We start from the raw sequence: 12,631 nt of genomic DNA on the forward strand, positions 1-12,631 counted from the left end.
TATTTATAATAGAAATGATTTTTTGACTATAAGGAGGTTAGACATAAATGGCTTTTGTTATTTTAGATCCATGCAGGGGAGAAAAAGCTGGGGAATGTGTTAGTGTCTGCCCTGTTGATTGTATAGAAGAAGGTCCTGACCAATTTTACATAGATCCGGATATTTGTATTGACTGTGGCGCTTGTAAAGCGGTTTGTCCGGTATCGGCAATTGAAGAAGAGTATGATTTAACGCCAGACCAAGAGGAATTTTTGGAAAAGGCGGAGGAATTTTTTGCTAATAGATAGATAAAACGAAAATACAAGATATACATTGGAAGAAGTTTCCTTAAGTAAATAAGAAAGTGGTATCCGGTAATCTAAACCAGATGCCACTTTTTTACTTTACAACTTATTTATGATCATTAACCTGCTTCATTCCTTTTATTTTCCCAAGTAATTCGGATTCACGATGAGATAGCATAATTAATAGATCACCATGTGTCTCCACATACCCATAAGGTACTTTGAACTTCACATTGGATTTCCAAAAAAGTTCATCAAAGCTGTTGATTCTGTTTTGCTGATTCACCAAATCCTCGATTAATTGCTCAAGACTCGGGGGCTCTTCCGACCAGTCTGAAACATTAATATCCGAACTAAAAAGTTTAGCATAATGTTCGGGGATTTTCTGTGATTTCTTTTGGCTGACAAACAAAAGTTTTTCGTTGACAAGTAATGTATTGCCAATGTGCCAGCGGATTGTATTATTAAAGTATTTGGATTGGTAATCTAAAGCTTCCTCATCCAATTCTTGTATGTACGTAAGCAAAGATGTTCTTGCAAGATTAAATTGTTTTAAGGATGACATTTTTATTTCCTCCTAATTAGTATACATCATTTAGTATAATCGAATATCTAAATGATGAAAAGAAATGTAACTTAACCTTCAAAAAAAGTGACGTCCCGTAGGAGAGACGCCACTTTTTTCATTTTTTTAAAATATCATTAATCACTGATCTTATGTCTACAGTTGGTTGTCTACAAGCAAAGTTTTCACAAATATAAACGGTCGTTTTATTATCGATTGCTTTATATTCTGCGGCGAATGGAGCAATTTGAGAAAAATCCTCTGGTGACTCGCCAACAAGGAAAAAAGAATTTGGTAAGAAGTTTTTCTGAATGTTTTCGACAAGCTCCTGTCGCCCTTTATCATCTTTTTTACCAAGGACAACAACTTCTTTTGTAGGATTTTCCATCAGTTGCAGGCTTTGTAAGAAAAAAGGACTAGCCGAAGCTCTCCGGCTCACATCATGATAGAAAGTGTAATACATTTCCTCTACATGATCAAGATAGGTTGTATTTCCCGTTAAATAGCCAAGTCTAGTTAGCATAACTGCTGCCACACTATTTCCAGAAGGGATGGCACCATCGTAAATTTCCTTATCCTGTGCAATTAATTTTTCGCTGTCCTTTCCACTGAAAAAGAAACCACCGTTCTTTTGATCCCAAAATAATCCTAGCATTTGGTCTGCAAGGGTGCTCGCTTGTTTTAAATATTGTCCAGTAAACGTTGAACCATATAATTCTAGATAACCCCATAATAGGAATGCATAGTCATCAATATAAGCGGCATACTTGGTTTCCTTATCTCGGAACCGGGCCATTAGTCGATTATTTTGGAATAGTTTTTCTTCCACGAATAGGATAGCGGTTTCTGCCATTTTTATATAGTCATCTTTAGAAAAAACACTTCCTGCTTTTGCGAGTGCAGCAATCATCATCCCATTCCAGCTTGTTAAAATTTTATCATCAACATGTGGATACACACGTTTTTCCCTTGCCGCTAATAGCTTTAACCTTGCAGTTTCCAGCTTATCTTTTACCGATTGAAGAGACGTGTTATAATCCCTAGCCACATACTCTAAATCTTGGTCAATCAAATTTGGAATATTTTTCCCTTCAAAATTTCCTTGGGGTGTCAGGTCATAAACATAAATGTATAAATCAGCTAACTCATTACCAAGAATATCGTATATTTCGTCTGTGTCCCATACATAATATTTTCCCTCGACCCCCTCTGAATCCGCATCAATAGCAGAATAAAAGGCACCATCTTTACTAGTCATTTCTCGCTTTATAAATGTGATGATTCGCTCTGCTATATCTCGATAAAAAGGGTCATTTGTAATTTGATAACATTCTGTAAATACCATTAATAAAAGCGCATTGTCATACAGCATTTTCTCAAAATGGGGAACAAGCCACTCTTGATCTGTAGAATAACGGGAAAAACCGTAGCCCACATGATCCCAAATTCCTCCCGCAGCCATATCTTTTAATGTTTTCTCTGTAATTTTTAATGCAGCTGCATTGCCGGTATCATGATAATATCTTAGTAAAAATAAAAGGTTTTGTGGCATCGGAAATTTTGGTGCCTCCCCAAACCCACCATACGTGAAATCATAGCTTTTTGCTAATTGTTGGTAGGCTGTATCAATGACGTCTTTAGTTAGGCGCTTCTCACTTTTAGGGGTATGTGAGCGATTTAGTGCATCTGTCACACTATTCGTAACCTCTGTAATATGTTCAGGGTCTTCTGTAAATTTTCGATGAAGCTGCTTAAGTGCTTCCATGATTCCAGGGCGGCCATATTTGCTCGTTTTTGGAAAATACGTACCTGCATAAAATGGAATTTTTTCTGGGGTCATGAAAATGGTTAACGGCCAGCCACCATGTCCATTCATCATTTGACAAACCTTCATATAAACAGAATCGACATCTGGTCTTTCTTCACGGTCCACTTTGATAGATATATATTTTTCGTTTAATAAAGCTGCTACTTCATCATCTTCAAATGATTCATGCGCCATCACATGACACCAATGGCATGTGCGTTAGAATAACCAGCTAACTATACCCAATAGATAAGAAGATTGGTTTACCTTCTCGTTTCGCTTTATCGAATGCTTCATCACCCCAAGCATACCAATCAACAGGATTGTATGCATGCTGTAATAAATACGGTGACTTTTCAGCGATTAATCTATTGGGCTTATTGTTAGTAGTCATATGGCATCACCACCTTTCTTAATTACTTATTATTTTTTTACATAATGGAAGATAAACGGTTCATTTTCCTTTCGCTGTTTTACGATTTTAAGACCTTTTATTTTTTTAGTTCAAAGTCTATCAACCATTCTCCTTTTAGATCAAGGATAGAGTCCGTTTTAAAAGTCACATTGGATATGGCAGGACTATATTGAGGCATTTTTACCTTAACTGCCCCTTGATATTTTTGATTGCTTACTTTTTTATGCCACAGATTATCACCTTGCAAGCGATTGTCCCCAATAGTAATGCTTGGCTGTTTTATTAGAATTGTCTCATCCACATTTATAAAATCAGCAGATGTTGACTGTACGGTATAATTAACTATTAACTCCCTGTTATGATTTTTAATGGAATAGTTATTAATTGTAAGCTTGATTCCATTACTTTCTGCCGAACCGATGATTTGCTCCGATTCAGCCTTCGCATGTTGGGAAGGGATCAATATAACCCCAACTAGTAAGCAAAAAGATATGATAATCCCACTAAAAAGTTTTGTTCGTTTTGACGAACCCTTCATTAAATCATCCTCCTTCATAAAATTTAGCATAGAAATCGCTTAAAACGACCTCTTTTGTATAGTGTCTCTATCTTTTGTAAATATTCCATTAAATTTATAAAGGATAAGCGAATTTCTTTCAATTTTATTTGAATAATTATGGGAGTTTTTCTCAATATAGAAATGAGGACAAGTTTATTAAATTTATCTTCGTAAGAGAAAGTTTTAATACAACCTTATGGTAAGGGTACCGTTAGATAACAAGATTGGAGGTTTTTTTATTGAGCAGTTATTTAAAGAAGTTAACCGTACTTTTGTTGGTGGCCATTTTTATAGTTGGTTGTCAATCACAGACAGAAGAGGAAGAAAATAACGCTAACGAGGAAAATAATGTTAATGAACAAAACAACGAGGCAAAAAAAGACACAGGTTTTCCAATCTGGGGATACAATCTTCAACAAACTAGGAATGTCCCCTATGACAAAATTACAAAGGATAATGTGAACGATTTAGGTATTGTTTGGCAGTCAGATTTAGCGGATTGGGATGAGGATGTTCCTAATGCGTCAGAGGATTTCCCAGTCGTAGTGGATGGAGTTATGTATGTAACGACCTCAATGAACCGAGTATTTGCAATAGATGCTTCAAATGGGGAAAAAATTTGGGAATGGAAGCCGCCTCAAGAAGTGCAAGATCATCTGAATAATGTGGACCTAAAGAATTTACAGATTCTCGCCAGTCGCGGTGTAGCTGTCGCGGAAGATAGTGTATTTGTACTTATAGCGGATAACCGTTTAGCAAAACTTGATGCGAAGGATGGAAAGTTGATTAAAATGGTTAATCTATGGGATACCATAGAAGGAGTAACGGTGGAAAATAGATATTATGAAACAACGGCTCCTATGTACTATGACGGAAACGTATATGTTGGAAGTAGTGGTGGAGATAATGGTGTTCGTGGCTTTGTGATGGCCTATAAAGCAAGCGATTTGGAACCTGCTTGGGACGAACCTTTTTGGACTGTTCCAGAGAAAGGGGAAGACTGGATGCAAGGCGAATACACAGGCGGTGGAACCGTATGGACCCCGATGGCTTTTGACCCAGAAACCGACATGATGTATTTTGGTACGGGAAATCCTGCCCCTGACTTTTTCGCAGAAAGTCGCCCTGGACCTAACCCTTATACCGACTCTGTAGTTGCTCTTGATAGTAAAACAGGCGAATTAATTTGGGCAAATTCAGAAGTTGAACATGATGTATGGGACTATGATGCAGCATCTACACCAATGGTTCTTGAAGCTAATGTTAACGATGAAAAGAGGAAAATCGTCGTACATGGGGGCAAAAACGGAAAATGGTTTGCATGGGATGCAGAGTCGGGCGATACCATTTATGATGGCGTTCCATTTGTCAAAATTAAGCAGACGCCATTACCGACAAATGAGGAGGAAGCTGTGCCTCAATGGCCAGGAACGGAAGGGGGACAAAATTATGCCCCAGAAACGTATGATCCAAGTACCAATTATGTACTGATTCCTGGGATTAACAAGCCATCTCTAATGATTGCGGCAGAAAATCAAGAACAAATTGAGGAACAAGAGGGTTACTTCCCGGGAACGAAGCTGTTACCTACCCCTGAGGATGCTGAGATATCTGGTACAATTACCGCCATCGATGTGAATACTGGCAAGAAAGCTTACCAATTAAAGACGGAACAACCGATGCGTGGTGGATTTACAAGTACGGCTTCAGGACTTGCATTCTATGGGGAATTGGATGGAACGGTCAACGCTCTTGACATCGAAACTGGAGACATATTATGGGAAATGGAAAGCGGTGGGCAGCAGATTATGATGGCTCCTTCCATTTATATGATAGATGATGAACAGTATGTTACATTCGTCACTGGAACGAAGGTTGTTACCTATGGACTAGGTGGAAAACAAGAGATTACCCCAGAAAAGTCCCCAGAAGGTTCAGGTGAAGATGAAAATTCTAATGATGGAAGTAGTGGAAATAAAGAAAGTGATAAAAAGCAGCCTACCGCTCTTAACGCCGAAGAAATTTACAATAAGAGTTGTCTTTCCTGCCATGGGGCGGACCTTGAGGGAGCATCTGGCCCAGGCTTACAACAAATCGGACAGTCTTGGACTGAAGAAGAACTATTTGATCAAATAATGAATGGAAGTGGACGGATGCCAGGAGGTCTTGTTAGTGAGAAAGAGGCTGAAGCGCTAGCGGAATGGTTGTCGCAAAAGAAGTAATATTTTACAGTTATAAGTACAATTTTTAAGAAAATCATTTTAAAACGAGGCTTTAGACATAAGGATCACTGCCCCCTATACATTAATACAATATCTAGACAAAAAGATGACGAATCATTTTAGATGTTGTTATTTGTGGGGTCCGATTCTTTGTTTAAGGCCTCGTATTTTTGGTGATGTCTTAGGTTATTTTAACTTCTTGCGATCACTTATTGCTATATACCAAAGACCATTGTGGTAACTTTAGGACAATTTCAAGTTGAAAAACTTGGTTATTTTGGTATATCTGTTGGCATAAGATAATTTTGAAAGGATGAAATAAATATTCCGTGAATATCATTATGATTGTTGTTTATAAGGGGGTGACTAGTATGTGGGTTATACCTGAGTATAAAGTGATTAATACAGCCTCAGAGGTGACAGCATATTCTTACATCGGTAAGGTCAGCAGGTAGTATAAATTTTGCATGTATGCCCTTTTAAGCAATTAATCATTAATAATGCTTAGACGGGAAGTTGGTCTAAAAGTGTGGGACGTAGTTAAAAGCAATGTTTTACAGATACAGTAGAAAGGATTGAAGACAAATACGAATTAGAGTCTTAGGAGTAGCGGCTGGGGGAGGTTTTCCGCAATGGAATTGTGCTTGTCCCAATTGTCAGGGTGCACGCGCTGGGGATGATGTACAGGGACCATTGTTACAATCTTCTATTGCAGTAAGTCCTAATGAAAAGGACTGGTATCTTATTAATGCAGGCCCGGATGTAGGTAGACAAATTGAATCCTTCGCTGCACTTCATGCGGGTCCTGGAATTAGAGAGACACCTTTAGCCGGAGTTATTTTAACCGATGCTGAGCTTGATCATACAATTGGATTATTGTCACTTAGAGAAGGTTCTAATTTGACGATATATGGAACGGAAACAGTAAGAAGATGCTTAAATATCTCTTTTCCAGTAATGCCGATGCTTAAAAATTATTGTTCATGGGAATGGCGTTCTCTTTATACCGACGTGAAACAAAAAGTAGGAGGTTTAGGTGAAGAATTGGGAGGAACCATGATTATTGAAACGGTCCCCATATCAAGCAAACCTCCTCTTTATGCTGAAGCGAACAACGGTGTTCATGACCACGAAGATATTTGGGAGGTCGGTTTGCTTCTTCATAACAAGCGTTCCGGAAGATGTCTTGCTTATTTTCCAGCATTAGATAGGATAACCCCAGAAATAGAAGAATGCCTTAAGCAAGCCGATATCTTGATGGTCGACGGAACCTTTTGGTCAGAAGATGAATTGGTCAAATTGGGCGCAACTGAGCGGAACGCAAGTGATATGGGGCATCTTCCAATTAGTGGACCAGCGGGCATTATGGAAAAATTGTCCTACTACCCCAAACAACGGAAAATCCTGATTCACATTAACAACAGTAATCCGATTTTGAAAAGGGGTTCAAAGGAAATAGAGACATTAAGACAAAAGGGGATTGAGGTTGCCTATGAAGGTATGGAACTGGAGGTTTGATGATGCTTGAACAAGAAGGGCTACATTATAATAAATCCCCAGAAAAAGAAGAACCGTGGACCAAAGATGAGTTCAGACAGCAATTAATTGAAGTTGGCCGATCTTCCTATCATGACAAACATCCCTTTCATGTGGCGATGCACGAAGGGGCTTTAAGCCAAAAGCAAATTAAGGGATGGGTGGCCAATCGATATTACTACCAGAAGTCGGTTCCAATTAAAGATGCCGTCATCTTGTCTAAACTTCCATCAAGAGATTTTCGCCGTGAATGGATTCAACGAATCATTGATCATGATGGGAACGATGAGGTAGAAGGTGGAATTGAGGCATGGTTGAAGCTTGGCGAAGCTGTGGGATTGTCCCGGCAGGAAGTTTTGCGGGAAGACCATGTGGTACCAGGAGTCCGATTTTCTGTAGACGCCTATGTGAACTTCGCACGGGAAAAGTCATGGACTGAAGCGGTTGCCTCCTCTTTAACTGAATTGTTTTCTCCGATTCTAATGAAAGAGAGGATTAAGATCCTTGAGCGACTGTATCCGTGGATTGATAGTTCAGGACTCGGCTATTTTCGAAATCGCCTAACACAAGCACCACGTGATACGGAATTTGCACTCAGGGTTGTTTTAGATTATTGTCAGACGCGAAAAGAACAACAGCAAGCTGTCGATGCATTACGTTTTAAATGTGATGTATTGTGGGCGCAGCTCGATGCCATTGAAAAGGCTTATCACAACTAAGAAATGTGTAAGTATTGGATTGGTGGTGGAGTAAATCTTGTCTAGTAAGTTTCCAAAACTCGCACCAAAAGGTCGACTGAAATTTGATAAAATAAGGAAGAAACATCTACTATTATTACCAGAAAGGGTAGTGGTTTTGAACGAAACTGCTGCATCTATACTTACTCTATGTGACGGAAATGAAACGGTTCATACCATCACTGAAAAAATGAGAAAATCGTTTAAGACAAATTCTACCGAAAAAGACGCAAATGCATTGGAAGATTTTGAAGGGATGAAGGAAGACATCAATAATTTTCTAAGAGAGATGGTTGATCAAGGGTGGGTGATAATCCAAGATGGTAGAGTTGAAGAAAAATAGTGTTCAGCCTCCTTACTCGTTACTGGCCGAGTTAACACATCGTTGTCCCTTGCATTGTCCTTATTGTTCGAACCCGCTAGAAATGACATTAAAGGAAATGGAACAGGCAACGGAAGACTGGTGCAGGGTATTATCGGAAGCGGCGGACCTTGGTGTCGTTGAAGTTCACTTTTCTGGCGGGGAACCACTTTTATGGGGAGAGGACTTGGAGGTCCTCATCTCCCATGCTACTTCAATGGATATGTATACCAATCTCATTACAAGTGGAATCGGTTTAACAAAGGAAAAAGCCATTCGATTCGAAGCGGCGGGGTTAGCTAATGTGCAGGTAAGCTTTCAAGCGGGGGAAGCTAAGCTTTCGGATAGAATAGGCGGCTTTAAAGCTTTTGATAAAAAGAAGGAAGCTGTAAAAGCGATAAAAGAAGCTGGAATGCATTTATCCTTAAATGTTGTGCTGCACCGTATGAATATTGATCATTTAGATGAAATTATTATGCTTGCCGAGGAAATGGGAGCAGAACGTCTTGAATTAGCCAATACACAGTATTATAATTGGGCTCTACTCAACCGGGAACAACTCTTGCCAAGCCGAAAGCAGATTGAACGGGCAAGCGAGATTTACGACGCAGCAAAAAAGCGAATTGGAAATAACATGGAGATTATTTGGGTTATTCCCGATTACTACGCATCGACCCCTAAGCCTTGTATGGGCGGATGGGGAACAATCGGTCTTACGGTAGCACCGAATGGAGATGTCCTTCCATGCCCGACTGCTGGGATTATTGAAGGAATTTCCTTTGAAAATGTTCGGGAGCTGTCATTAAGTCATATTTGGTATGAATCGGACTCTTTTAATCGTTTTCGTGGTGAGGAATGGATGCCTAATACTTGTAAATCATGTGATTTACGGGAACAAGACGGAGGTGGTTGCCGCTGTCAAGCTTTCGCTTTAACTGGAGATGCATATGCAATTGATCCAGTCTGTCAATGGTCGCCAAATCAATCGATAATTGAAGAGGCAGTACAGGATGCAAATATCAATCGTAAGAAACAGGCATCCCCAATGATTTATCGAAAATATCCAAAGTATAAAAAATAGAGTTTGCATATTCGGTGCTACAGGTCAAGATTACCTTTAGCACCTTTTTCTATTGTGCATAAATGTGCGCCTGGTTTGGAAGGCTTTTAGATAGAACCTTCTAGAATTTCTCAAATTAGTTGCATTACCCTTCTATCCGAATTTAAAAATATGCAAATAGAAATGAAGTGTTGAAAAAAATGTTTGTTAGAGCAGATAATATAGAGAACGGACAAATCCATCCGGCGGTTAGAAAACTTATGTTGGTTAATGCTATACGAAGTATTGGACAAGGTCTGATGTTTGTTGTTTTAACTTTATACCTTGATGCGTTAGGGTGGAGCACAGTAGCGATAGGGAGTGTGCTTAGTGCCAGTGGATTACTCGGTGTCATACTTGCACCATTAATAGGTGTTTTAAGTGATCGATACGGAAGGAAACCGTTCACCCTTTTTTCTGAACTTTTAACAGCTGGATGTGCATTAATTGGAATATTATCGACTAACCCTATTATGTTGTTTATAGCCATCTCACTTTCTGGTTTTGGGAAAGCGGATGCAGGTTCACCTAATCCGTTTGCACCAGCGGAACAAGCGTGGTTCGCATCATTTATCCCAATAAGTGAACGTGGGAAAATATATAGTCTGAATAACGCAATTAGTTTTTTTGGAATGGCGACGGGTGCAATCCTAGTTGGGACAATAAGAATAGAGGGATATAACTTTTTAGAAATATCTTCCTACCAGTTAGTATTTTGTTTTATTTTTGTTTTATCGCTTGTTACTACTTTGATTATTTTAACTGTTGAGGGGGAAGAAGCTATAAATTATCAGGGGAATAGAGATGAGGTATCGTCTAGAGATAAGGGATCGGAGAATAATGAAAAGAAATCGAGACAAAAAGAAAATGTTGCGATACTGAAGCTTGCAGCGATTAATATTCTAAACGGGATTGCCATAGGATTGACGGGGCCGATGATGTCCTATTGGTTTTCAACAAAATTCGGGGTAAGCATTAATCTAATTGGTGGCGCTTTAGCTTTGACCTTTTTCACAACAGGTATCACCTCGATTTTGCAAGCAAAAATTTCCCACAAACATGGAACTGTTCGATCCATTGTGTTTGTTCGTTACATAGCAAGCCTACTTTTAATTTTACTGCCTTTACTACCATCTTTTGCTCTTGTTTCTGTCATTTATATCCTTCGTACGGCATTAAACCGGGGTACACAAGGGGCTCAACAAGCACTAAGTGTTAGTTTGACTCGTGGGAAGCGTCGGGGCTTTGCATCAAGTATTAACATTTTTTCAATGCGTCTGCCAATTTCAATTGGCCCGTATATTACAGGACACCTTTTTGGATTAGGTGCACTGTCTCTACCATTTTATATAGCCTCTGGTTTACAACTTAGTTTCGCTTATTTATACGGAAAAAGCTTTCGATCTTATGATACTAGCATAACGTTGCAGACTTCATCCAAGTGAGTTTTGTTTTATGTTCGAGCATTAACAGTTTCCCGTTAGAACAATTATGTTTATTTGGACAAAAAATGAATCTTTCACCAGTGGAGGTATTAACGACGTACACGACGTGGTAGTGCTAAGACATAAGGACGCCCCAGATTTTAGTCGGTCTTACCCTTAACCTGCGATAAAAAATGAGGCTTTAGTCAAAACAAAGGGCCAAACCTCACAAATAACAATATCTAGGGAAGTTCGTAAGTTTTTTATCTAGACATTACATTATTGTATAGGGGTTAGATCCTTTTGTCTAAAGCCTCATTTAACACGCCAAATGGGTTCATTTCTTAAGAATAATAGTTTTTAACTTACTTTTCTGCAATTGTATCTGCATGATTTAATGTTGTTTTCTGACCCGTTGTTGAAAATTTAGAAGGTTCACTTTTGCTTACTAGTCTTCCAACCTGCCACCCAATTACCATATTGACCAGACCCATGAGGGTGAATAATAAATAGTCCCCAAATGGCTCAGGGAGTATAAGGTCGAGGGTCAACCATATACCAGCTGTTGCAGCCCCAATAATTGCTCCTATTATTGCTTTATAGTAACCTTTCATTCCCTTCGCACCTCCTTACTCATATTATTAACCCTATTCATATTCAGCATATGTCGGTGAATCAGTCGAAATAACCAAAATTCTATATAATGGTTGTCCTAAATACTATGGGGTTGAAATATAAAACGGGGTTACCATATAAAAAAATAGATCAATTAGGACAAGTAACTGGCCATTCAAAAGTCGTTCACTTTTCATCAACTAAAATATTCTTCATTTAGGAATAGATAAATCTCTTTCATAATCCAAAAAATAATCATACTCCAAATTAAAATGATTAGTACTCCTACTACCCAATTTTTTGGTTTACCATTTTTAATGATACTTTTTTCTTTCATTTCGCAGTTTGCTATTACATCTTTTGGAATCATTTTTAATGTAAACATAATCCCTAGTGGAACAATAATTACATCATCTAAATAGCCAATTATCGGTATAAAATCAGGTATTAAATCGATAGGGCTAAACGCATATGAAATAACACAAACAATAAATACTTTGGCGTACCAAGGTACTCTATTATCTTTATAAGCAAAGTAAAGTATGAAGGTTTGCCTTTTTAAATTTTTTGCCCAAGCTTTTATCTTCTCCATATGGCCCCCTTAAATAAGGTAAGATTAATCATTTTTGACGTCAACATTTCAATTCATTTTCAACTTTACCCCGTATTCTATACAATTTTTAATTTTTTATTAATACAGGAGGTCATTAATAATTGTAACTGTATTCCATCTTTTTCATCCCTAATACAAAGTTCTCCTTCATCCTATTTTTATTTTTCAAATATAGATTATCATTCGACAAAGATATGCAAAGCGTGGATAGAAAAATTGTTTAAAAGACACCATGATGGTCTGATTCCACCATGGTGTCTTTTGGGTTAAAATCTTTTCTCTTTTTTTGATCATTTAATTAAATCATTTAAATCGTCTCTTTATTTTCTCCAATGTCTATCGATTTAAAATGTGGGTATTTTACCCTAACACAAATTTTAATAACATTTCATAA

General features: G+C 38.2%; 13 protein-coding genes. 7 read left to right on the plus strand and 6 right to left on the minus strand.

Annotation, left to right across the window (positions count from 1 at the left end; translation table 11 throughout):
• Positions 1-47: 47 nt before the first annotated feature.
• The gene (locus CAO17_RS02785; protein ID WP_085991304.1) at positions 48-287 is read left to right on the plus strand and encodes a ferredoxin family protein; all 240 of its coding nucleotides are present in this window, start codon (positions 48-50) and stop codon (positions 285-287) included.
• A gap of 103 nt (positions 288-390) precedes the next feature.
• Here the strand turns inward: CAO17_RS02785 and CAO17_RS02790 are convergent, their stop codons facing one another.
• The 4 genes from CAO17_RS02790 to CAO17_RS02805 form a co-directional block, all read right to left on the minus strand.
• A complete protein-coding gene (locus CAO17_RS02790) occupies positions 391-849 on the minus strand; it encodes a DinB family protein (protein ID WP_085991305.1) in 459 nt (152 codons plus the stop codon).
• A gap of 118 nt (positions 850-967) precedes the next feature.
• Entirely contained in the window at positions 968-2,851 is a 1,884-nt protein-coding gene (locus CAO17_RS02795) for a DUF255 domain-containing protein (protein ID WP_085991306.1), read from the minus strand.
• A gap of 37 nt (positions 2,852-2,888) precedes the next feature.
• Complete coding sequence (locus CAO17_RS22010) at positions 2,889-3,050, minus strand: DUF255 domain-containing protein (protein ID WP_085991307.1); 162 nt, start codon at positions 3,048-3,050, stop codon at positions 2,889-2,891.
• A 97-nt stretch (positions 3,051-3,147) separates the two neighbouring features.
• A complete protein-coding gene (locus tag CAO17_RS02805; protein ID WP_085991308.1) occupies positions 3,148-3,609 on the minus strand; it encodes a hypothetical protein in 462 nt (153 codons plus the stop codon).
• A 260-nt stretch (positions 3,610-3,869) separates the two neighbouring features.
• Between CAO17_RS02805 and CAO17_RS02810 the strand changes: the two genes are divergently transcribed.
• From CAO17_RS02810 to CAO17_RS02835, 6 genes are all read left to right on the plus strand, one after another.
• Complete coding sequence (locus tag CAO17_RS02810; protein ID WP_143833710.1) at positions 3,870-5,852, plus strand: outer membrane protein assembly factor BamB family protein; 1,983 nt, start codon at positions 3,870-3,872, stop codon at positions 5,850-5,852.
• Positions 5,853-6,443: 591 nt separating this feature from the next.
• A complete protein-coding gene (gene pqqB / locus CAO17_RS02815) occupies positions 6,444-7,370 on the plus strand; it encodes a pyrroloquinoline quinone biosynthesis protein PqqB (RefSeq protein ID WP_245831906.1) in 927 nt (308 codons plus the stop codon).
• A 2-nt stretch (positions 7,371-7,372) separates the two neighbouring features.
• Positions 7,373-8,107: a pyrroloquinoline-quinone synthase PqqC gene (pqqC, locus tag CAO17_RS02820; protein WP_085991311.1), complete on the plus strand. Its 735-nt coding sequence runs from the start codon at positions 7,373-7,375 to the stop codon at positions 8,105-8,107.
• 37 nt (positions 8,108-8,144) lie between these two features.
• Entirely contained in the window at positions 8,145-8,468 is a 324-nt protein-coding gene (gene pqqD, locus CAO17_RS02825; RefSeq protein WP_179151877.1) for a pyrroloquinoline quinone biosynthesis peptide chaperone PqqD, read from the plus strand.
• Positions 8,446-9,567, plus strand: coding sequence for a pyrroloquinoline quinone biosynthesis protein PqqE (gene pqqE / locus CAO17_RS02830; RefSeq protein ID WP_085991313.1), 1,122 nt, complete (start codon positions 8,446-8,448; stop codon positions 9,565-9,567). Before pqqD ends, pqqE begins: the two co-directional genes overlap by 23 nt.
• A 179-nt stretch (positions 9,568-9,746) precedes the next feature.
• Positions 9,747-11,030: an MFS transporter gene (locus CAO17_RS02835; RefSeq protein ID WP_085991314.1), complete on the plus strand. Its 1,284-nt coding sequence runs from the start codon at positions 9,747-9,749 to the stop codon at positions 11,028-11,030.
• 344 nt (positions 11,031-11,374) lie between these two features.
• On the opposite strand, the gene CAO17_RS02840 is transcribed toward CAO17_RS02835, so the two are convergent.
• Both CAO17_RS02840 and CAO17_RS02845 read right to left on the minus strand, forming a co-directional pair.
• Positions 11,375-11,623 (minus strand): hypothetical protein, encoded by a 249-nt coding sequence (locus tag CAO17_RS02840; protein ID WP_085991315.1) that lies wholly within the window; start codon positions 11,621-11,623, stop codon positions 11,375-11,377.
• Between the two features lie 197 nt (positions 11,624-11,820).
• Complete coding sequence (locus tag CAO17_RS02845) at positions 11,821-12,216, minus strand: YkvA family protein (RefSeq protein WP_085991316.1); 396 nt, start codon at positions 12,214-12,216, stop codon at positions 11,821-11,823.
• Positions 12,217-12,631 lie beyond the last annotated feature (415 nt).

It is taken from the genome of Oceanobacillus senegalensis, from assembly GCF_900176885.1.
GTDB lineage: Bacteria > Bacillota > Bacilli > Bacillales > Amphibacillaceae > Oceanobacillus > Oceanobacillus senegalensis.